Annotated in this window: 16 protein-coding genes; 10 read left to right on the top strand and 6 right to left on the bottom strand. The window is 56.4% G+C overall.

Annotation, left to right across the window (positions count from 1 at the left end; all coding sequences use genetic code 11):
- Positions 1 to 93: 93 nt before the first annotated feature.
- Together mprF and ACFSX3_RS21315 are read left to right on the top strand one after the other, a co-directional pair.
- On the top strand, positions 94 to 2,757 hold the full coding sequence (gene mprF, locus ACFSX3_RS21320) for a bifunctional lysylphosphatidylglycerol flippase/synthetase MprF (RefSeq protein ID WP_209989423.1): 2,664 nt from the start codon (positions 94 to 96) through the stop codon (positions 2,755 to 2,757).
- A gap of 65 nt (positions 2,758 to 2,822) precedes the next feature.
- Positions 2,823 to 3,887 (top strand): hypothetical protein, encoded by a 1,065-nt coding sequence (locus ACFSX3_RS21315; protein ID WP_209989321.1) that lies wholly within the window; start codon positions 2,823 to 2,825, stop codon positions 3,885 to 3,887.
- A 367-nt stretch (positions 3,888 to 4,254) separates the two neighbouring features.
- On the opposite strand, the gene ACFSX3_RS21310 is transcribed toward ACFSX3_RS21315, so the two are convergent.
- Together ACFSX3_RS21310 and ACFSX3_RS21305 are read right to left on the bottom strand one after the other, a co-directional pair.
- Positions 4,255 to 6,048 carry an ATP-binding cassette domain-containing protein gene (locus tag ACFSX3_RS21310; RefSeq protein ID WP_209989317.1) on the bottom strand — a complete coding sequence of 598 codons (1,794 nt, stop codon included), beginning with the start codon at positions 6,046 to 6,048 and terminating at the stop codon, positions 4,255 to 4,257.
- Positions 6,045 to 6,857, bottom strand: a complete 813-nt coding sequence (locus tag ACFSX3_RS21305; RefSeq protein WP_209989314.1) for an ATP-binding cassette domain-containing protein — start codon at positions 6,855 to 6,857, stop codon at positions 6,045 to 6,047. The genes ACFSX3_RS21310 and ACFSX3_RS21305 overlap by 4 nt, the downstream gene beginning before the upstream one ends.
- Before the next feature lie 223 nt (positions 6,858 to 7,080).
- On the opposite strand from ACFSX3_RS21305, the gene ACFSX3_RS21300 reads away from it, so the two are divergent.
- Complete coding sequence (locus ACFSX3_RS21300) at positions 7,081 to 7,689, top strand: biotin transporter BioY (RefSeq protein ID WP_209989311.1); 609 nt, start codon at positions 7,081 to 7,083, stop codon at positions 7,687 to 7,689.
- A 723-nt stretch (positions 7,690 to 8,412) separates the two neighbouring features.
- Here ACFSX3_RS21300 and ACFSX3_RS21295 read toward each other — a convergent pair.
- Entirely contained in the window at positions 8,413 to 9,897 is a 1,485-nt protein-coding gene (locus tag ACFSX3_RS21295) for an alpha-amylase (RefSeq protein WP_209989308.1), read from the bottom strand.
- A 117-nt stretch (positions 9,898 to 10,014) separates the two neighbouring features.
- A complete protein-coding gene (locus tag ACFSX3_RS21290) occupies positions 10,015 to 10,860 on the bottom strand; it encodes a DUF72 domain-containing protein (protein WP_209989305.1) in 846 nt (281 codons plus the stop codon).
- 99 nt (positions 10,861 to 10,959) lie between these two features.
- Between ACFSX3_RS21290 and ACFSX3_RS21285 the strand changes: the two genes are divergently transcribed.
- A complete protein-coding gene (locus ACFSX3_RS21285) occupies positions 10,960 to 11,238 on the top strand; it encodes a hypothetical protein (RefSeq protein WP_209989303.1) in 279 nt (92 codons plus the stop codon).
- Here the strand turns inward: ACFSX3_RS21285 and ACFSX3_RS21280 are convergent.
- A complete protein-coding gene (locus tag ACFSX3_RS21280) occupies positions 11,225 to 12,817 on the bottom strand; it encodes a histidine kinase N-terminal 7TM domain-containing diguanylate cyclase (protein ID WP_209989302.1) in 1,593 nt (530 codons plus the stop codon). The genes ACFSX3_RS21285 and ACFSX3_RS21280 overlap by 14 nt on opposite strands.
- 350 nt (positions 12,818 to 13,167) lie before the next feature.
- Here ACFSX3_RS21280 and ACFSX3_RS21275 point away from each other — a divergent pair, with 350 nt between their 5' ends.
- The 6 genes from ACFSX3_RS21275 to ACFSX3_RS21250 all read left to right on the top strand — a co-directional run bounded on the left by ACFSX3_RS21275 (position 13,168) and on the right by ACFSX3_RS21250 (position 19,849).
- Entirely contained in the window at positions 13,168 to 13,950 is a 783-nt protein-coding gene (locus tag ACFSX3_RS21275; protein ID WP_209989300.1) for an ABC transporter ATP-binding protein, read from the top strand.
- 2 nt (positions 13,951 to 13,952) lie between these two features.
- A complete protein-coding gene (locus ACFSX3_RS21270; RefSeq protein WP_209989298.1) occupies positions 13,953 to 14,765 on the top strand; it encodes an ABC transporter permease in 813 nt (270 codons plus the stop codon).
- Positions 14,765 to 15,619 (top strand): ABC transporter permease, encoded by an 855-nt coding sequence (locus ACFSX3_RS21265; protein WP_209989296.1) that lies wholly within the window; start codon positions 14,765 to 14,767, stop codon positions 15,617 to 15,619. The genes ACFSX3_RS21270 and ACFSX3_RS21265 overlap by 1 nt, the downstream gene beginning before the upstream one ends.
- Before the next feature lie 158 nt (positions 15,620 to 15,777).
- Entirely contained in the window at positions 15,778 to 16,887 is a 1,110-nt protein-coding gene (locus ACFSX3_RS21260; RefSeq protein WP_209989294.1) for an ABC transporter substrate-binding protein, read from the top strand.
- A gap of 100 nt (positions 16,888 to 16,987) precedes the next feature.
- A complete protein-coding gene (locus ACFSX3_RS21255) occupies positions 16,988 to 18,451 on the top strand; it encodes a CoA-acylating methylmalonate-semialdehyde dehydrogenase (protein ID WP_209989291.1) in 1,464 nt (487 codons plus the stop codon).
- 30 nt (positions 18,452 to 18,481) lie between these two features.
- Positions 18,482 to 19,849, top strand: coding sequence for an aspartate aminotransferase family protein (locus ACFSX3_RS21250; protein ID WP_209989287.1), 1,368 nt, complete (start codon positions 18,482 to 18,484; stop codon positions 19,847 to 19,849).
- Here the strand turns inward: ACFSX3_RS21250 and ACFSX3_RS21245 are convergent.
- Entirely contained in the window at positions 19,815 to 21,503 is a 1,689-nt protein-coding gene (locus ACFSX3_RS21245) for a PucR family transcriptional regulator (RefSeq protein WP_209989283.1), read from the bottom strand. The genes ACFSX3_RS21250 and ACFSX3_RS21245 overlap by 35 nt on opposite strands.
- Between the last annotated feature and the right edge of the window lie 296 nt (positions 21,504 to 21,799).

Genomic DNA, 21,799 nt, shown 5'->3' with positions numbered 1-21,799 from the left:
TTCTGCTGCGGATATTGTTATAATGGGTTCGCATGAAGAGGGCTGAATATGTTCAGGCAACAAGAGCGTTCGGCAGTGAGGACAGGTGAAGTCATGCATACTGTAATCAAAAATAAATTGGAACGCTTTAAAATCGTACGGCTGCTGATATCCATCTACCGGATTAAGGCGGTGCGGGCGCTTTTTCCGCTGCTGATTATCGGACTGGTCTATCTGGAGGGGCAGCATGAGCTGAAGCAGATTCATTTAGGTAAAATCATCCGTGATCTGAAATCCGTTCCCGTACCCTCTATCATGCAGATGCTGGGAATTTCGCTGCTGTCGGTGGCGGTTATGAGTACTTATGATTACTTGATCCGGCGGCATTTCCGCCTTGAGATTGGCTGGCTGCGGACCTTCCGGTATGCCTGGATTGCCAATACGTTCAATAATATGATCGGGTTCGCCGGTCTGGCTGGCGCGGGCCTTAGAACGCTGCTCTATAAGCGGAGCAGTGTGCCTGCGTCCTTGCTCGCGCCGGCGATTGTGTTTCTGTCACCGCTGATGATTACGGGGCTGTCGCTGCTCGGATGGGGGACGATTACCGGAATTCTGCCGGCGGACCGGCTGCTGGAGGCGCATCGCTGGCTTGATTTTGCGATCTGGGGGATGGCGCTGTATCTGCCGTTCTTTGTACTCCTCCAGCGCTCCGCGCTCTTCGCCAAATGGGTCAACCGGGGCGAGGGGAGAACCGCCTGGCTTACTGTAGTTGCTTCTGTGGGTGCGTCCTTCCTGGAGTGGGTGTTCGCCGGTCTGACCTTCTGGTTCATTGCCGGTGAGCTGCTCGGGAGCACTCCATTTCTCACCGTCTTCAGTATCTATGTTGTGGCTGCGATAGCGGGGATTCTAAGTATGGCTCCAGGCGGCATCGGCGCGTTCGATCTGATTGCGCTGCTCGGACTTACCCAGCTGGGCATCAAGAGCGACCATGCCATGGCAGTCCTGGTCATCTACAGATTATTCTATTACATTATCCCTTGGCTGATCGGGCTGGTGCTGGCCGCGCTGGAGTTCGGGCTGCCGGGTACGAAGGGTGCTGAACGCAGCGGCGACAGAGTGGATGCCCCCCTGACGGTCTGGCAGAAAATATGGGGCTGGCCCGGTCAATATACCTTCCTCAGCGATCTGGGGGTATGGGCACTCGGCAAGCTGGTCTTGGCCAGTGGCCTGCTTCTGCTGCTGTCCGCAGCTACGCCTGAGCTGCTCTACCGGCTGAAGGTGACAGAGGAGCTGCTGTCGCTGCCCGTGATGCAGATCTCGCACCATCTGTCCGTGCTGATCGGTTTCATGCTGATTCTGCTGTCGCGGGGGATCTCCCTGCGTGTCCGCAGGGCTTATGCCTGGACAAGTCTGCTGCTGCTCAGCGGGGCGGTCTTTGCATTCACGAAGGGGTTCGATTACGAGGAGGCCCTGTTCCTGCTGGTGGTGGCGATGATCCTCTGGATCTCACGAAGCCGATTCTACCGGATCAGCGTTCCGTTTAGCGCCAAAAGTACCTTATGGTGGCTGCTCCTGACTTCGGCTGTAGCTCTAAGCTATTACGGGCTGGCGAGTTATACCCATCACGGCTTCCTGAAGCATCTCCCGCCCGGCATCCAGCCGGAATGGCTGCGGCAGCACAGTAATGTGGCCGTTACGGCGGCCGGCGGACTGATTTTCTCCTGGCTGCTGCTGACGATGCTTGTAGCCCTCAGGCCGCAGCACAAGGCAGATACGCTTCTCGCGGACAAGGATATGGCGCGGCTGGAGCGCTTCCTCTCGGAAGGGTGGGGCAATGCCTTAAGCCACATGCTGTTTCTCGGCGACAAAAGCTTCTATTGGGCCCAGGAAGGCAGGGTGCTGTTCGCCTTCGCCAGGGTCCGGGACAAGCTGGTGGTGCTGGGTGACCCGCTGGGGCCGATGAATCTGCTTAATAACGGAATCAGTGAGTTCAGGCAGGCTGCGGATTTGTATGGACTCTCTGTGGTCTTCTATCAGGCGACCCCGGCGTATCTTCCGCTCTATCATGAGCAGGGCTACCGGTTCTTCAAGCTGGGGGAAGAGGCGCTGGTCCCGCTGGCGGACTTCAGCATTAGCGGTTCGCGGAACGCCAGCCTGCGGAGTGTGAAGGGGCGGTTCGAGCGCGAGGGCTACCATTTCGAGATCACAGAGGCACAGCATTCGAAGGAGTTGCTGCAGGAGCTTCGCCTGTTGTCAGAGGAATGGCTGGCGGGGCGAATGGAAAAAGGCTACTCGCTGGGCTGGTTCAGCGAGCCGTACCTCCAGCTCGCACCGCTGGCGCTGCTGCGCGGACCAGAGGGCCATCTGTTGGCTTTTGCCTCCATGGCTCCTGGTTATGACGGGCAGAAGAGCGTCTCGGTGGATCTGATGCGCCATCACAAGGATACCCCGAACGGGACTATGGATTACCTATTCCTGTGTCTGCTGGCATGGGCGAAAGCGCGCGGATACAAAAGCTTCAATCTGGGGTCTGCCCCGCTGTCTAATGTCGGGGGCCGCTTTGGCGCGCTGCGGGAGGAGAAGCTGGCCCGGCTGGTTTTTGAACGCGGAGGCCACTGGTACGGCTTCTCCGGCCTGCGCCGTTATAAGGAGAAGTTCAACCCGGTGTGGGAGCCGCGTTATCTGGCCTATCCCGCTGCGGTGACTCTCCCTCTGTTGACCCTGGATCTGGTGAGGCTGGTCTCCAGGCATCCGGAGGAGGAGGGGGGAGATGAATAGCCTGCTGGCGGTTGGCGAATAAGCCTTGTAGTAGACGGAAAATAGCGTAACAGGAGGATTATTCTATGTTCAAGGAGGTATTGGTTATTACTGCATTGACTATGGGCCTGCTGACTTTCGCCAGTCCGGCGAATGCCAGTCCTAAAGAGCAGCCGGTCAATGAGCAGACCGATGTGGTATGGGTTAGCGGAAATGCAGTGGCACTCGTGGATCATGTGAATAATAGAGCGGATATCGTTGACTTACATACAAACACTGCGACTACGATATCAGAGGACTCCAGCCGCATCCTGGACTTACAGGTGATGAGCAGTCCCCCGAAAATTGTGCTGCTTAAACAAGGTAAAGGCACTGAAATTTCAAAATCCGTATTCTCCTCAAATGGACGTCTCCTCAGCAAAACGGAAATCCGGCTAAAAACGGCAGGAGATAAAGTGAAATGGGTAGCTCCAACCGGCAAAATCAATGAACGGATCATGGTCCAAGCGGGGGACACCTTCAGCCTTTATCAGTATCCCTGGGCGAAGCCGAGTGTTACTTACAATGCCAAGTTTGTTGATAAGGGATATGAGAATGTATCCGTAATGGATTGGGATTTTCAGGGATATCCTTATTTGGCGGTTAAGTATCAGGCACAAGGCATTATGAGCACGGACTTTCTGGTGAAGCTGGTTAATCTGTATTCAAGAAATGAGACGGTAATCAAGGACTTCAATACGGACTTCTCCATTCAATCCAGCGGGAACTTCTATGCGGCCAACACTTCCTACACTTATCAGCCTGTGCCGGGGAATGTCAGCCGTCCTTCAGCCGATGAGGCTCAGAAAGTCTTCCGGTTAATCAGCAAATCCACCGGAAAAGAATCGGCTTCTGTAAAACAAATCTTCAAAGAGGAAGGTGTCATTTCCGGTTGGGTTACGGAGGCCGTTAATAGTCAGGTTTTTGTGGGGGATCTGCAGGGGCGCTCATGGTCCCTATTCTCTCAGGGAGGCGCGGTGCTGCTGAAGGATCAGGTATGGCCGAAGAATGGCACCACCAAATTCCTGTACGCTAATGTAAAGTCGAAAACAGCGTATTTCCTGGATTATTCCTCCGGTGATATCTCGGTGATTGCGAGTACATTGAAGTAAATAGAGCTGCTGTAGCTGCAAAAAAGGTGCCGCCCTCTCCGATAGCTGGAGGGGGCGGCTTGCTTGTGATTAGGAGTATGCGCAGGATTGGGGGGGAGTGCCCGGACGCATGCTGAATGAGTAAATGAGGGGCCAAGAATGTATGCCAAAAACAGCATACAATGGGCTGACGCGAAGGAGCGTAGGCCGAATTAAGGCCAATGGAGCAAAACTCAGGGGCACTCACTGTTGCCCCTGAGTTCGCCGGATGCCCCACAAGTGGGCGGTAAGTAGGTGGGGTTAACTATATTAGCTGCGAAGCACGTATAAGTTATCGCATGATCGATCCGCTAAGGTGATTTTGTTCGCTGAATCGCTCCGCATCCGCTCAGCTAATCCGCGCTACCCACCACAGCACGGCTGCGACCGTCAGGATACCTAACGCTGCCAGCGTATCGCGCCTGCTCCAGCGGAGCTGATAGACGGGGGTACGCTGCTTGGCGGGATCATACCCCCGTGATTCTACGGCAGTCGCCAGCTCGTCGCCCATACCCAGGACAAGAATCAGCAGAGGCACGATGATTAGGGCGATCTGCCTTGGGGACCAGCGGGCCACCCCGCGTGCGCGTCTTCCGCGTGAGCCCAGCGCAAGCTGTAGTTGGTCCAGCTTACCGAGAATCCAAGGCACGAACTGTAGGGTCACGGATACGGCAAGCGACCAGTTACGGGTGCGGATGCCTAGGGTCCGCAGCGGAGCGATGCCCCATTCCAGTCCCTCACGCAAGGGGGCACCGGTGGTCGTCTCGGTGAACAGGAAGCCGAGGGTAATCAGCAGCAGGAAGCGCAGCACGCTGATTCCCCCGCGCATTAGTCCTTCGTAGCTGAAGCTGAGCGGCCCGAGTGCGAAGTCGGGAGAGCTCCAGCTAAGCCCGGCCAGCAGCCAGAGGAACAGGAACATCAGCAGGAATGGGCGGAAGAAGCGGAAAGCCCGGCGCCAGGAGATGTGAGCTGAAGCCGCGAGCCCGGCCAGCAGCCCGGCGGTAAGCAGCAGCGGGAGAAGAGTGTTCATCCCTAACAGGACCAGCGAGCCGAGAATCATCCCCAGCCATTTGGCCCGGGGATCAAGGCCTTGCCAGCCGGGCCTGCGCGGGGTGTTCTGTTCTTGTCTTGGATTGCCAGGCCTGATTATCGTCTGAACCCTCTCAGTTCTGGAGGATCGAGGAGAATTAACTCGCTTCCAGGTGCCTTCTAAGCTGTATTCCGCGCTGTGTTGTTCGCTGGTTTTGGTATTCTGGCTGCCGGGTGTTGGTGCGCCGCTGCTTGTAGAGTCGCCAGAGCCTGCCGGCCAGTTGTCCGCCTGCGGCATAGGCAGAGGGTGCTTTTCCAGTGCGGCCAGCAGCTCCTCCAGATTGTCCGGGACTGCTCCCAGCAAGCCACGTTGCACTGCTCTGCGTCCCATGGAAGCATAGACGGGGGGCGTGAGTCCGGCGTCTGCCAGCAGACCGGGATCGGCAGTCAATGCCGGAGCAGGACCGTCATAATGCATTACGCCCTGCTTCATCACGATGACCTTGTCGGCAACCGGCAGGAAGCTGTCCAGATCATGGGTGCCGATGATCAGGGTCAGGCCGCTGCTGCGCAGCTCCTGCACCATTTCGAGCAGTGCCTGCGCCGCCTGCGGGTCCAGCCCTGCGGTCGGCTCATCCAGAATCAGGAGCCCGGGCTGTACGGCTAGGGCACCCGCAATACATACGCGCCGCTTCTCACCCCCGCTAAGCAGAAAGGGTGAGCGCCCGGCGAATTCATCGTAAGCGAGCCCGGTCTTCGCCAGGGCGCTGGCGATGATCTCCGGACGCTTCTCTTTGGACAGCCCGCGCTCCATGAGGCCGTATTCAATATCCTTATGCACCGTACCCGCAAACAGCTGCGTCTCCGGCTGCTGGAATACCATGGATACCGCTTCGGCGGTCATGTTGTCCGTCTTCTTCCCGTCATCGTAAAGTATCTGCCCGGAGGAAGGCCGTGCAAGACCCGCGAGCAGACGGAGCAGCGTAGACTTACCACTCCCGTTCACCCCGCAAAGAACGGTCAGCGTACCTGTAGGGATATCCAGAGAGATCTCCTGAACCGCTGGCCTGCCGCCTTCATAGCAGAAGGAGAGCTGCTGCGTATGAATTCTCATAGCAGCTCCTCCAGATCCTGTCCGGTAAGCGGCAGCAGGTGAAGCGGCCAGCCCTGCTTCAGCAGCAGCTTCCCGACCCGGACGGCCGGAGAAGGAAGCCAGCCGAGGGTCTTCGGCAGCTCTGAGGTATAGAACAGGCTGCGCGGGCTGCCGTCATAGAGCAATTGTCCCTCGCCAAGCACCGCGATGCGCGGGCTTGCGGCCAGCTCCTCCATCCGCTGGGTGACCCAGAGGATGGTAGTGCCCGCCTGCCATAGCCCCCGGGCCAGCTCCAGAATATCCGATCTTCCCTCAGGGTCCAGCATCGAGGTAGCCTCATCGAAGATGATCATTTCGGCTTCCAGTGCCAGGCAGCAGCCTACCGCCAGGCGCTGGCGCTCTCCGCCGGAAAGTGTAGATACCTCTGCCTCCGCTTTATGGCTTAGTCCTACCTGCTGTAGAATCTCATGGATTCGTGCTATCATCCGCTCCCGTTCCAGTCCCCGGTTCTCCAGCCCGAAGGCGATATCCTCGAACGGGGTGGAGCCAACCGTCTGTGCTTCGGGATTCTGAAATACCAGCTGTACCCGCTGCTTCACTGCCGTACGGTTCTCCGGCAGGCGGAGGTCCAGTCCGGCCACGGACAGACTGCCGCCGGAGGGGGTGTTCAGTCCATTGAAGGAGCGGATGAGCGAGGTTTTGCCGCAGCCGTTGGCTCCTGTGAGGGCTACCCATTCCCCGGGCTCTATTTGAATGTTAATCCCTTGCAGTACCGTACGGCGATGCTGCCCCTCCCGCACGGACAAGCTTATATTATGCGCCCTGATCATCCTCATGCCTGCTTTCCGTCCAGCTCTAGTCAACAATTGCTACCCATTATAACAAACATTTCAGGATTGATGTATCTGGAGGGGGGTGTTATAGTGATCCCAAGTGGAAACGGCTTTGCCGTCCTTTTAAAGGACGGTACCGTTTCGGCGAGAAATAGAAGGATAATTTGTAGCGTGAAACATATAAATTCTTATATTTTTAAAAAAGGGGGACCTCCCGGCCATGAAGAAATGGACTACCCGCGGCCTGATATTCAGTGCCTTATTCGCCGCTGTCATGATAGCTCTGAGTTATTTGAAAATCTCGCTGCCCTTCTCCACGGTACCCATTACCATGCAGACCCTCGCGGTAATGCTGGCTGGTTCGATCCTTGGGGCCCGTTACGGGACGCTTGCTGTACTGATCGTGATCGGACTCGCTGCTGCCGGATTCCAGGTGATGGGCGGAAGCGGAGGATTAGCGGTCCTGGTTGGCCCTACCGCCGGATATATCTTCTCCTGGCCGTTCGTGGCCTGGCTAATCGGCTTTTTCGCCGAACGCATTAAGCAGGACAAATATACCTTCGTGAAGCTGTTGGCCGCCAACTTTATCTTTGGGGCACTGTTAGTTTATCCGGGCGGTGTGGGGTGGCTGGCCTATTCCACTGGCATGGATTCACTCGCCAAGGCATTGACGGCAGGCATGTGGCCGTTTCTTCCGGGCGACCTGCTCAAAGCAGTCCTATGTTCGGCTGTAGTAACAGCGGTTTGGAAGGTATATCCGATCGAACGTATTCTGAACCATGACACAGGCGTCTGGGCTGACGGGGACAACACAACCACAAGCCGCTAACGTTAAGGTATATCTGCTCCACTCGAATAGGCAATTCCCTAGCCATTGAGGCTTGGAATCGCCTATTTTGCGTTGTTTAACAGTTTACTAGACAGCTCCTCATCTGATATTTAGTCCGTTGTGCACAAAATGTGGATAAAGTTGTGGATAAGTAGCTTTGGAGCTGAATCCTACGAAAGACTAATTTGTTTCTACGACGAGACTGCGCGCATACGCTGACAGTAGGCCGGATGCTGAGATCAGAGGGATAAATCCCACTGATTGGGCCAAAAGTTGGCTAGATGCTGAGATCAAAGGGATAAATCCCACTGATCGGGCCAAAGGTAGGCCGGGTGCTGAGATCAGAGGGATAAATCCCACTGATTGGGCCAAAAGTTGACTAGATACTGAGATCAGAGGGATAAATCCCACTGATTGAGTCAAAAGTTGGCCAGATGCGGTGAGGTTGCCGAGTTGCCTGAGTTGTGTCTCGAATTAACTGTAAAATGGGCTTATCCCCATTTAATGAATAGTAATATTTTCTTTTGTGGATAATTTGTGGATAAAATGGGATGTGAGTGCTCGGTAGTTGAAATCGTCAGGAGAATAGAAAATTAAAGTGTGGCAATGAAGAGCACAAGTGCACCTGATTTCAGCGAATGTAGATAAAACAATACCGTCCCCATAACACAAGGGACGGCATTGTTTGTTTTTAGAAGTTACATTGCCCGCAGCCCCGCTACCTTACTCCTCCGCGCAGGCATCGGCCGGCTTCGGCTCGGGCAGCGCCCAGACGGAGACGCTGCCGCCGTTCACCGGGAATACGGCCCAGCCGTCTTCGCCGATGGTGACGGACTCCTCGCGGTTATGGGTGAAGTCCTCCCATTCCTCTCCGCTGCGCGCTTCGCCCACGAACATCCGCTTCTCTCCGTTGTCTCCATTGGAGATGACTACAGCGCAGCCGGAGCCTTCGATCTCCTGAACGCCGCGCCGGACCCAGCCGATGGTGTTCGGATGGTCGAAGTAATCGTCCTGCTCCCCGTAAGCCTTGGTGTAGCGGGCGCAGAGCAGAGGATCGATGGCGTCCTTCTTGCCTTCCATCGGGGCAGGGCCGCCGATGCCGTAATAATCCCCGTAGAAGACCACGGGATATCCGTCGCGCCGCAGCAGGATCAGGGCATAGGCGCTTTGCTTGAACCAGTCGCCCACCCAGGATTCCAGCGCCTCATGAGGCTGGGAATCATGATTGTCGACGAAGGTGACAGCATTCGCGGGATGCGTCTGAACCAGCGTATCATCGAAGATATGCGTCAGGTCGAAATCCCGGCCCGCCAGTGCAGCGGAGTACAGCTTGTAATGAAGAGAGACATCGAACAAATCGATCTGGTAATCGACAGTGTTCAGGAATTCGCGGCAGGCCTCCAGATTGGAGTTCCAGAATTCACCGACGATGTAGAAGTCTTCGCCGCGTTTCTTTTTCATCTCCATGGCGAATTCCTTGATGAACTCGTGGTTGATATGCTTGATCGCATCCAGCCGGTATCCGCTGCATTGCAGCGTATCGACCAGCCACTTGCCCCAGTTCAACATCTCCTGCTTCACATCTGCATTGAGGTAATCAATGTTGGCGAACATCAGATAGTCATAGTTGCCGAATTCGGTATCCACATTCTCATTCCAGCCTTTATTCGTGCCGTCAATCCGGAAGACGCCATTACGGCCGTCCTTGGCATCGAAATCGGTTCCGTTGAAGTGGGTATGATTCCACTTGAAGCTGGAGTATTCATCTCCGCGTCCCGGGAAATCGAATTTGGTCCAGCCTTCAATCTCGAACGGCTCGGAGATATCCTTGGTACGGTCATTCGGGTCCACCTCAATGACCTCGAACACCTCCGTCTCATCCGCTCCGGCTTTATGGTTCATGACCAGATCCACGTAGACCGCAATGCCGTTCTTTAGGCACTCGGCAATGGCATCGATCAGCTCCTGTTTGGTTCCGTATTTCGTGCGCACATCACCCTTTTGATCGAATTCACCGAGGTCATAGAGATCATAGACCCCATAACCGGTATCTTCGGGGGAGACAGCCTTGGTAACAGGGGGAACCCACACCGCATCTACTCCGGCCGCCTTCAGTTCCGGGGCCATCTGGGCAAGGCGCTTCCAGTGTTGTCCATCCGCCGCGACATGCCATTCAAAAAACTGCATCATTGTATGATTTCTCTTCATATTAGGTAGGCCTCCTTTACATGTGTAAGACGACTCCGATGGTTATCTGATCTGGAGATCCTGGTAATGCTGGTACTTCAGCAAGGAGTAGAAGAGATATATGTAGACCTCTGTACATCAGGTGAATAAGTCCAGCTGGCGCGGGGCCAGTCCGCCGTCTATCCCAAGCAGCGATTGCAGCTCTTGGGCATTGGGAGTGGCATCCCCAGCGGAATTATTGTTAAATACCACGTAAATATTCTTACAGGTCTGTTCAAGCTCCAGCAGCCGGTCCCGCCACTGCGTTAACTCTTCGGTGCTGTAACGGTACAGATAGCGAAGCTTGCGCCAGTCCGGATGGCTGCTCTGGTTCCAGCCTGCTGTGTTGCGCCCGTGCAGCCGCACGTAGGTAAGGTCCGGCCGGGTGGCGACAGGGACAATCGGAATGGAGCCGGAACCTGCCTGCGGCTCGTCGGCTATCGTATGAATCCAGCCTTCCTGCTCCAGGAACCTGAGAGTCCGCTCGCGCATCTCAGGGCTGTACCAGGAATCATTACGGAATTCGATGGCAGCGGGCACATCCAGCAGCAGCTCCTTCGCTTCACGCAGGAAATCCACGTTGTCTTTGGTGCAGTCGAACCAGGGCGGGAATTGAAACAGGGCCATCGCCAGCTTCCCCGCTGAGCGGACTGGAGCGATAGAGGTATGGAAGGCCCGGTACATCTCCTCCGGCGTATCGTAGTAATTCTTTTTCCCCCGCAGATGTCCGGTCATTCCCTGATAAGCCTTTACAATGAATTGGAACGCCTCCGGCGTCTGGTTGACCCATTTCTCATAATTCCGGACCGGCTGAACCGCATAGAAGGAGCTGTCAATCTCCACAATGGGAAAATGGGCGCTGTAGGCGGGCAGGCGGTCGGCGGGTTTGATTTTGCCGTACAGCTCCTCATGGTCTCCGAAGCCGGTCAGCCCAATCTTGATCATAGTCCCCTCCCCCTCGCAACTACCGGAATTAAGACCGAACGGATCGGCTAACTCTTATTAAACTGAAAACCCGCCTATGCAAACAAGAGGAGAACAGGAATGACGGAAATCAGTGCGGATCCAGGAAAGAACTGGAGAAAAAAGGGGCTATGGAAGCTGGTATCACCAAAAGAGCAGGCAGATATACCCGGCGGGTGCCATTTATTCAAATATAAGAATTTTTATGTTTCACGCTATAAATTATCCTTCTATTTCTCGCTGAAACGGTGCCGTCCTTTAAAAGGACGGCAAAGCTGTTTCTACTTCTTATGCGCAGGGGAAGCGGGAGGTGCCATGCGGGGCAGGAAAAGAGGGCTTGCCTCCATCACATGGGCTTGAAGCGGGTGATGGAGGAGACGCCATACAGATGAACAGCATTACGGCCGTTCCGCTTGGAGGAGTAGAGGGCATGGTCTGCTTCCGAGAGCAGCTCCTCCAGTGAGATCGAACGGCGGAAGGCTTCAGCCACACCAAAGCTGGCCGTGATTTTAATCGTTCCGGTTAAGGCGGCGAAGGTGCTGTGCTCGATGTCCTTGCGGATGCGCTCGGAGATCAAGGCCGCTTCCTCCAAGGGGGTTCCCGGCAGGCTTAAGACGAATTCCTCGCCTCCGTACCGTCCGAAGACATCCCCCTCCCGGACATGCTGGCGGCATACGCCCACTACATGCTGCAAGGCCATATCCCCGTGCTGATGCCCGTAGCGGTCGTTAATGCTCTTGAAGAAGTCGATATCCAGCAGAATGACCGAGAAGGGGGCAGCGGAGTCGGCCGCTTCCTTCAGCCGTTGCCGGCTCAGCTCCATGAAGTGGGTCCGGTTGTAGATACCGGTCAGGCTGTCGATGGTAGCGAGCTGCAGCAGCTTTTCCTGGAGCAGGGTGCGTTCGGTAACATCGATCAGCATGATCATCCGCCCGGCAAGATGGCCGTCATGCTTCTGCACCGGGGAGGAACGGACCTGATAATAGCGGACTTCTCCGCCGGAATGCCATACCAGCTCCTGCTCCTCGCTGATCTGCGGATTGGAATTCATTACATAATCAACCGCCTCCTTGCCGGCAGGCAGGAAGAGCTGGGCCAGCGGGCGGCCGATGGCGGCGGCATCCAGATCCTCAAGCATCTCGGCAGCGGCCCGGTTATAGTCCACCAGCTTGTCGGAGAGGTCCATGACCAATACGCCGTCGCGCATGCTCTCGAACAGATTCTCGCGGGCAATCGGCGCGGCGGTCAGCATCCCTCTGGACAGAATGGCCCATATATACAGGGACGAGGTTACGCTCATCACAACGGGAACAGGGTCTGTTCCATACGGAGTCAGGTCCATCAGATAGAGGAAGGCCCCCAGCGCAGGCAGGAATTGTCCGACAAAAATAATCAGCATCTGCCGCAGATAAGCCCGCCGCATCCGCCCCCAGCGCCAGAGGATCAGGCACATACCGGCCAGCATACAGCCGAAGGTCAGGCTGCCCTGCACGATATACCAGGGTCCCATGACGATATCCACCAGCGGTGTAGGGGCGTCTCCCCGGAAGTAGATAGACTTATAGAACAGGTGATGGGAGTCGTTGGTCCAGACAAGCACCGTGGAGATCACGGGGACGGAGTAGAGGAGGACCAGCAGTTTTTTGGAGACCAGCTTCTCTAAGCCCACGAAATGCATGATCATCAGCAGACTGGAGGGCGCGATGTACGGCATCCCGAGATACTCCAGCTTGATCCAGAACTTAATCTGATCCATCGAGTTCCCTGAGAGCTCAAGCGCGAAGGCGAATGTGTATACCGCCGAGGCGGCGGAGCTGACGATGAATGCGCGCAGGCCCGAGAAGTCAGTCTTCCTGTAAAAAGCAAACAGGGCGAGCAAGGCATTCAGCACACCGGAGATCGAAACGATAATAATGTAGTTGGAAATCATAGATGCCATGGGGAGCGCCTCCATGGATTGGGATAAGCATTGGACATTGTGAATAGTCTCCTGGACACAAAATGAAATGTAAACGGTACCGTCCTTGAGAGGACGGCAAAGCCGTTTCCACTTATAGTTACTTACTATTCTTATCGGCAATCATCTCTATTATTTACACTGTAAGCGGCTCCCTAGACAAAGTGACGGAATTTCATAGTCTCAATGTTACGCTTTGTCTAATGTGGGATTCGTGGGCAACGTGTAACATGTTAATTAATCCTACATGATGTAAGAATAAGTGCAGATATTGTGAAAATTATGTTATGTTAATTAACATTGAATAGATTCAGGAATGGAGGGGACGGGAGATGTCACTAGTAGCAGCAAAAATTCCTGAAATACAGCTGGAGCATGTCGAAATGCGTTACCAGACAGAGAGGGCAGATGTGCTGGCCCTGCATCAGGTAAGTCTCGATATTGCCAAGGGGGAGTTCGTCTCCCTGCTGGGTCCTTCCGGGTGCGGAAAGACTACGCTGCTGAGGCTGATGGCAGATCTTATAACACCAACGGCAGGGAATATCATGGTGGCAGGTAAAAGCGCCAAGGAGGCCCGGCTGGCCCAAAAATACGGCATTGTGTTCCAGAGTCCGGTGCTGTATGACTGGCGGAAGGTCAAGCATAATATTACGCTGCCGCTGGAGCTGCTGGGCGTCAAGAAATCCGTCCGTGAGGACAAAGCGCTGGAGCTGCTTGATCTCGTGGGCTTGCAGGGGTTCGCCGACAAATATCCCTGGCAGCTCAGCGGGGGGATGCAGCAGCGCGTAGCCATTGCCCGGGCGCTCTCCATGGAGCCGGAAATTCTGCTCATGGATGAACCGTTCTCGGCGCTGGATGAATTCACGCGCGAGCGGCTGAATGAAGAGCTGCTCTCTGTCTGGAGTAAGGTGCAGAGCACGATTGTGTTCGTTACCCATAGCATTCCCGAATCGATCTTCCTGTCGGACCGGGTGTTCGTCCTGTCTCCGCATCCGGGCAGACTCTCGGCAGTTGTTGATATTCCGCTGCCCCGTCCGCGTACGGCGGACATGAGGAACAGTCCGGAGTTCTTCGAGCTGATTGCCCGTATCCGTGGCAGCTTCGAAGGGGTGTAGGGATGAAGCTGAACCGTGCGTTAATGCGGGGGCGTGCACTGCCGCTGCTTGTCTGGATCTGCGGCCTGCTGGTGCTGTGGGAGGCGGTCTCCTGGTGGCTGCTGCATGTGGCAAAGACGCCGCTGGCCCAGTCCAAGCTGCCTTATGTCCACGAGGTGGCGCTCACCCTGTGGCAGTACAGCGGCACCCTTCTCCGGGAAGGGGGAGCTACCTTCGGCAATGCCGGGGTGGGCTTCCTGATCGGAGCGCTCTCCGGAGTGCTGCTGGCCGTGCTGATGAGCTTCTCCCGGACGATAGAGCAGCTTGCCTTCCCGTATGCCGTGGCTTCGCAGATGATTCCGATTCTGGGGCTGGCGCCGATCATATACGGAATTGTGCGGGATGAGCAGATGTCGAGGATCATTATCTCCGGCTATATCACCTTCTTCCCGGTGGCACTGAATATGCTGCGCGGTCTGCGGAGTGTGGACCCTTCTGCCCTGGAGCTGATGCACTCTTATGCCGCTAAGCCGTGGGCTGTATATTGGAAGCTGCGCTTCCCGGCAGCACTGCCGGGGCTGTTCAGCGGACTGAAGATTGCGGCGCCGCTGGCTGTAACCGGCGCAATTCTGGTGGAGCTGATGGGTGCGCAGCGCGGGATCGGGGTTATTATGCTCCGTAATCTCTATTACGGACCCTCCCATACGTATATGTTCTGGTCCACGGTACTGGTCGGTGCTCTACTGGGTATGGCCAGCTATTGGCTGATGAGTCTGGTGGAACGTCTGGTAGCCCCCTGGCAGCCGGAATTCCGTCCCCAAGGAGGCAGCCGCTAATGGAGAGTAATACGGTTCGCGAATTCACATCCTCTAACAACGTTATTTCGCCAGATACGAACCAAAGCGGAGATCCATGGAAATTCCTGAAATGGCTGAACCCCGGGTTCGTGCTGCCGCTGCTTGCCGGAGCGTTGTTCCTGCTGCTGTGGGAGCTCCAGATCTTTCACCGCATCTTCGATCTAAAGAAATATCAGCTGCCGCTACCCTCGGCCATCGCTGAAGCAATGCGGGATAATCTCAGTCTGCTGCTCTCCTACACCGGGTATACCCTCACTGAAGCCGTTCTTGGTATGCTGATTGGCTCCGGCTGCGGCTTCCTGATTGCCTTGGCTGCTACGGCCTGGCCCCGCTGGGGCGGCGGCAGCCTCACGATGGTAGCTGCACTCAATGCCGTGCCCATTGTGGCGCTTGCCCCTATCATGAACCTGTGGTTCGGAGACGGCATCGGCTCGCGGGCGGCAATTGTGACCGCGACCACGATGGCTGCGATGGCGATCAATGCCTACAAGGGCATGGCCGCTGTGGACCCGCTGGCGCTGGACCTGATGCATTCCTATGCGGCAGGCAAACGGGCGGTATTCCGCCATCTGCGGATTCAGAACAGTCTGCCTTATGTATTCACCGCCTTGAAGATCAACGCTACCGCCAGCATGATCGGGGCGATTGTCGGGGAATTCTTCTTCTCCTCGCGGGGGCTGGGTTATCTGCTCTCGAATTCGATCAAGGTGGCGAAGATGCCGCTGGGCTGGGCCTGCATCGTGCTTGCCGCGATTGCCGGAGTAATCTTTTACCTGGTCGTGGAGCGGCTGGAAAAGGTATTTATCAAGTGGCACCCTTCCCGGCGTACGTAGTGTGTAATACCCGCAACCCTGGAACTGTTACATCCGGTTTGTACCCTCGCGGGAGATAGAGAAGCTGCCAGGCACAAGCCGTATGCATATAGCAACAAGAGCGCAATCATGCTGTATCAAGCCGTCTTACAAAAAAATGATTGGTAGGGGGAGTTGCTATGATGAAGGGTAAACAGGGCAAATATCGTGGCGGGTTATGGCTTGCTGCGGTTCTAATGCTGATCTCTCTGCTTGCGGGCTGCGGCGGCAACAACAACGCCAGTCCCTCCGCAGCAGAAGCGACTGCGGGGAATGCGGCGGCAGCTTCGCCGGAAGCGGCGGCAACCACAGAACCGGCGGCTGAGGCGGTCACCGTGAAGCTGCAGCTCAAATGGGTGCCGCAGGCCCAGTTCGCAGGGTACTTCCTGGCGCAGGACAAAGGGTATTATGCGGCAGAGGGCCTGAAGGTCGAGATTCTGCCGGGCGGGCCGGATATCGTGCCTGAGCAGCAGGTGGCCGGCGGTTCGGCCGATATCGGGGTGGACTGGGTGGCGAGCCTGCTGACCAGCCAGGAGCAGGAGATGCCGCTGGTGCAGATCGCCCAGATTTTCCAGAAGAGCGGGCTGGTGCTGGTATCCAAGAAGGAGGCGGGCATCACTACACCTGGTGAGCTGAAGGGGAAGAAGGTGGGCAACTGGATGGGCGGCAATGAGTTTGAGATTCTGGCGCTTTTTGATAAATACAAGCTGGATTCAGGCAAGGATCTGAACTTCACCAAGCAGGGGTTCACGATGGATCAGTTCCTCGGCGGTGAGCTGGATGCGGCCTCGGCCATGACCTATAACGAATACCAGGTGGTGCTGGAGTCGGGCATTAAGGCAGAGGACCTGAGTGTCATTGATATGAATGACGAAGGTGTGGCGATGCTCGAAGACAATCTGTTCGCCAATAAGGAATGGCTGGAGGGCAACAAGGAGACGGCGGCCAAGTTCGTCCGTGCTTCCCTGAAGGGCTGGGCGGATGCGATTGCTGATCCCGAAGCGGCTGTGGACAGTGTGATGAAGCTTGCCGAAGCGGGCAGCACGACCCGGGAGCATCAGCTGACGATGATGACGGAGGTTGCCAAGCTGATCCAGCCGGAGGGCTTCGATGCTGCCAAGCTGGGCTATACGGATGCTGCCGCTTTCCAGCAGACCGCCGATATCGCGCTGAAATTCGGGGTCATTAAGACGGCTTCCAAGGTGGAGGGGGCCTACACGAACGAGATTGTGGAGATGGCGGCAAAATAACAGGTAACAGGATTCCTTCATAGCTGCAGCGGATGGCCGCCTGGTAAGGCGGTCATCTCTTCTAGGGTAGCGGACGAACACAGGAAAAGAGGTGCAGACGATGACACTGCTCACGGGTCAGGCCGGTAAAGTGATGAACTATGTGAACGGAGCTTGGGTGGAGTCCTCATCCGGGCGGCAGGAGGAAGTGTTCGACCCGGCGACAGGTGAAGTGATTGCCTATGTGCCGATCTCCAGCCGTGCGGAGCTGGATGCAGCCGTGCGGGCAGCTTCCAGAGCTTATTCCGCGTGGAAAAGAGTGGCCGTCCCACGCCGGGCCCGCTATTTCTTCCAGTACCAGCAGCTGCTGGTACAGCACAGCAGGGAACTAGCCGAGCTGATTACGCTGGAGAACGGCAAAAGCCTGGAGGAAGCGCTGGGCGAGGTGCAGCGCGGCATCGAATGCGTGGAATTCGCCGCCGGTGCTCCCACGCTGATGATGGGCAGCCAGCTGCCGGATATCGCGACAGGCGTAGAGTCCGGCTTGTACCGTTATCCCCTGGGCGTTGTGGGCGGCATTGCGCCGTTCAACTTCCCGATGATGGTGCCCTGCTGGATGTTCCCGCTGGCGATAGCCTGCGGCAATACCTTTGTGCTGAAGCCCTCCGAGCGGACACCGCTGCTGGTGAACCGGCTGGCCGGGCTGTTCGCAGAAGCGGGCTTCCCGCCGGGGGTGCTGAATGTGGTACACGGGGCACATGAGGTGGTGGACGGCCTGCTGGCGCATGAGGAGGTGAAGGCGGTCTCCTTCGTCGGCTCACAGCCGGTGGCGGAATATGTCTATAAGCAGGGGACTGCGCACGGCAAGCGGGTGCAGGCGCTGGCCGGCGCGAAGAATCATTCGATTGTGCTGAAGGATGCCGATCTGGACCATGCGGTGAAGAATATTCTATCCGCGGCCTTCGGCTCCGCGGGCGAACGGTGCATGGCCTGCGCTGTGGTTGTGGTGCAGGAGGATATTGCCGATGAGCTGGTGAACCGGATCGCAGAGGCCGCGGACGGGTTGAGGATCGGGAACGGCAAGGAGGAGGGCGTGTTCCTCGGCCCGGTCATCCGGCAGGCGAACAAAGACCGGACGATCGATTACATTGAAGCTGGGCTTGCCGAGAAGGCGGTGCTGGTGCGGGATGGCCGGAAGGATGCTGCGGCCGCGGGCCGCGGCTATTTCCTCGGCCCGACGATCTTCGATCATGTGCAGCCGGGTATGAAGATCTGGCGTGACGAGATCTTCGCGCCGCTGCTGTCAGTGGTGCGGGTGAAGGATCTGGCGGAGGCGATAGCGGTGACGAATCAATCCTCTTTTGCCAATGGGGCCTGCATCTATACTGACAGTGCCAGGGCGGTCCGCGAATTCCGCGAGGAGATCGATGCCGGGATGCTGGGCGTCAATCTGGGTGTACCGGCACCTATGGCATTCTTCCCTTTCTCAGGATACAAGAAATCGTTCTATGGAGATCTGCATGCGAACGGCCGTGACGGTGTGGAATTCTACACCCGCAAGAAAATGATTACCGCGCGTTACTAAAAGAAGGATAGCCAAGGAGGAGAATGTGCCGTGCAGAGTCTGGGCAAAGAAAGCGAGCTGGCGGTTAAAAAGGACCAGCGGTATTTGTGGCATAATATGACCCCTTACAGTGAGCAGCATCCGCCGATGATTGCAGCTTCCGCCAGCGGCTCGTGGGTTACCGATATCGACGGCAATAAATTCCTGGACGGCATGTCCGGCCTGTGGTGTGTGAATGTGGGGTACGGGCGCAAGGAGCTGGCGGAGGCGGCGTACAACCAGCTGCTGAGCCTGCCGTATTTCCCGCTGACACAGAGCCATATGCCGGCCATCGCGCTGGCCGAGAAGCTGAATGAATGGCTGGAGGATGAGTATGTCGTCTTCTTCTCCAATAGCGGCTCGGAAGCGAACGAAGCAGCCTTCAAAATCGCCCGCCAGTACCAGCAGCAGACCGGCCAGCCTGACCGCCATAAATTCATTGCCCGCTACCGGGGCTATCACGGAAGCTCGCTGGGCGCCCTGGCGGCGACCGGGCAGGCGCAGCGCAAGTACAAGTATGAGCCGCTGGGCGGCGGGTTCCTGCATGTAGCACCGCCGGACAGCTACCGCCGTCCGGCTGGCATGACCGAAGAAGCGTTCAACCTCCAGTGTGCGCAGGCGATTGAGGATATGATCGTCTGGGAAGGCGTAGCGTCAGTAGCGGCGGTGATTATGGAGCCGGTCATTACCGGCGGGGGCGTGATTGTGCCGCATCAGGTCTATATGGACCGGGTGCAGGAGATCTGCCGGACCCACGGCGTATTGCTGATTATCGACGAGGTGATCTGCGGCTTCGGGCGGTCCGGCCGCAAGTTCGGACACCACAATTTCGGAATCAAGCCCGATATTGTCACGATGGCGAAGGGGCTGACGAGCGGCTATCTGCCGTTATCGGCTACCGCTGTGCGCAAGGAGATCTATGAGGCCTTCAAGGATAACAGCGATGACTACGGGCACTTCCGGCATGTGAACACCTTCGGCGGCAATCCGGCTGCCTGTGCGCTTGCCCTGCGCAACCTGGAGATTCTGGAGCAGGAACAGCTGGTGGAGCGTGCCGGAATTCTGGGCCGCAGGCTGGCGGACGGGTTCGCCGGGCTTTTGGAGCATAAGCTGGTTGGCGATATCCGCAGCTTCGGGCTGGTCCTTGGGATTGAGCTGGTGGCGGATAAGGCCACCAGAGTGCCTGCTGAGCTAAGTGTAGTTAAGGGGATTATTGCCGACTGCAAAGCCATGGGGCTGATCATCGGCAAGAACGGCGATACGGTGGCGGGCTTCAATAATGTGCTCACCTTCGCTCCGCCGTTATCCTCGGCCGATGAGGATGTGCAGTTCATCATCGATACCTTCACAGCTGTGCTGAACGGGAGCTGGGCAGAGTGAATTTCTCTGGGTACAGGAACTGGTAGGCGCGCAGGGCGACCTGAATGGAGATCCGGTTCTCCGGGAGCATGAAGTCCTCGCCGAGCAGCTCGGTGATTTTGTCCAGCCGGTAGTAGAGGGATTGCCTGACGATGAAGAGGCTGCGGGCGGCGATCTGCTTCGACCCGTCATGATCGAGGTAGACGCGCAGCGTCAGCAGCAGCTCGCTGCCTTTTGCCTCATCGTGGTCAATCAGCGGGCCGATATAGCTGCTGATGAAATTCTCCAGCGTCTTGCCGTCGTTCAGGCTCAGCAGCAGCTGGAAGACGCCTAACTCCTCATACATGAGGACCGGCTTCTGGTAACAGGAATAGAGGGACAGCGCTTGTACGGCTTCCTGGTAACCGGCATGAGCATGCTTCAGGCCCCGGTGGGACTTGCTGACTCCGATGACGAGCTGCAGGTCCTTCAGCTTCTCATCCGCGCGGATATGCTGCAAGGAATCAAGCGCCTGCTGCAGGCGCAGCTTGCCGGGCAGCTTGGACTGGATATCCAGCGCAATGACGGTCAGCCGGTTGTTCTTCAGGGTGATCAGCGGCCGGAGGGAGTGCTTCTCGAAGATGGAGCGCAGGATGAGTGAGAGATGGAAGGTGATGGATTCCCAGTCATTCTCCGAGCTGTTCCATTTGACATCCCGGGGATTCTCGATCTCGATCAGGCAGACCCGGTAGGGCAGCTCGTTGACCAGGTTGAAGTCCGGGCCGACCAGCCCCTTGAGCCGGTTGTCGTCCTGGCTGCGTCCCCCGACCAGCTCCTCCACCCACAGATTCTCCGAGAACAGCTTCCGTTCCTCCATGTACCGCGTGCGCAGCAGCTCCTGTGCGATGGATAAAGAGGCCGAATCGAGCAGCAGACAGTCGAATTCCTGCGGCTTGTGATTACAGACCATCAGGATATAGGCCCAGGTCTGGTCCAAGGCCCCAACGGGCTTCACGGCGATGGTCTTGTGGCCGTATTCGCAGATATAGGGGGCGGCCTCCGGCGCTGCTCCCTCCATCTCTTCGCTGAAGGTCTCGAAGAAGCCCAGCAGCGGGCGCTGCTCCTCGGGCGCCAGGGCCGGGAAGAAGAGAGGTTTGCCTTGCAGCTGCATATAGAGAATCTGTGTGCGGGTGCTTTTACATAACAATTGCAGGACCTTAAGGGTTCCCTGAGAGGTTAGGGTCAGCCGGTGGAATTCGCGGGAGATACTCTCCAGCTCTTGCAGCATCCGGTGGTGGCGGTTGATGATGAGGGAATGCAGATCGAGTGTAATGTCGACGAATCGTACAGTGCGGGTGAATTGGATCAGCGGAAAATCATGCAGGTTTGAAAGATCGGTCATCTCCTGTGGAATGGCACTGAAGTAGGCTCCCAGCTCAATGCACAGGCAGGCGGCGTTCTTATCGATCAGATTCTGCATGAAAGACAGGGCAGCACCCAGATCTGTGCTTGCGCTCATTCCGGTGGTCAGAATCATCTCTTCCCCGTGAATCAGACTCTCTAGGCTCGCGCTCTCCAGCACATGCACCCAGCGGACTGCCCGGTTCAGGCCGTTTCTTCCCCCGATTAGCTCAGCTTCTGCGAACAGCGGCCGCTTCAGTGCGTCGCGGACCGTTAATACAAGTTCCCAATCCATAAGCTTCCCCCTCGTTCAATTAGTTCTCAGCCGGTGCTTTGCAGCCTCTCCGTTCTCAGGCCATTCTCACAGGTAAAAAATAAACTTTTGAAATTAGACAATCTGTCTAATGTAACGAAAAAACGAATTGACTATAGTTTGAATATAATATGTCATGAAACTTAACATAAATTGGGGCGTGATTAGCGATTTTATCGGCTTGAAGTTTATTTTACTACAATAATTCTTACAAGTATGCAAAATATTAAGGCGGTCATCGTAATAATGTTATATTATATAACATAAATCAAAGCTGA

This window comes from Paenibacillus rhizoplanae, assembly GCF_042684125.1.
Classification (GTDB): Bacteria; Bacillota; Bacilli; order Paenibacillales; family Paenibacillaceae; genus Paenibacillus_AQ; species Paenibacillus_AQ rhizoplanae.
This window is presented reverse-complemented; position numbering and strand designations above follow the sequence as displayed.